Origin of the sequence: Psychrobacter sp. CAL346-MNA-CIBAN-0220, from assembly GCF_040309805.1 — a bacterium.
Taxonomy (GTDB): domain Bacteria; phylum Pseudomonadota; class Gammaproteobacteria; order Pseudomonadales; family Moraxellaceae; genus Psychrobacter.
In genome coordinates this window covers 1-278 of sequence record NZ_JBEOPF010000185.1, presented here as the reverse complement: position 1 = coordinate 278, position 278 = coordinate 1, and the positions used below count along the sequence as shown (strand labels likewise).

The 278-nt window shown below is 48.2% G+C and carries 1 protein-coding gene; it reads right to left on the bottom strand.

Going from position 1 to position 278, the window contains the following annotated elements; all coding sequences use genetic code 11:
- A partial coding sequence (locus AAEY88_RS13250) for a 4Fe-4S double cluster binding domain-containing protein (protein WP_350563138.1) occupies window positions 1–278 on the bottom strand: 278 nt, incomplete at both ends.

The following is a 278-nucleotide window of genomic DNA, read 5'->3' as shown; positions in this document are numbered from 1 at the left end:
AGCTCAAGCAAACTGCTGTTATCAAGCTGATGCCGTGGTGTAAAGTCTTCTACGGTTGTAAGGTTGGCGTAGCGATTCCACGGACAAATAAGCTGACAGTCATCACAGCCAAAGACACGGTTGCCAATTGCGCGTCGATATTTGGTATCAATCACCCCATCATGCTCAATCGTTAAATAAGAGATACAGGCAGAAGCATTGAGCTCATAGGGGGCGACAATCGCTTGGGTTGGACAGATGTCAATACAGGCGCTGCAACTGCCGCAGTGCTCTTTTAC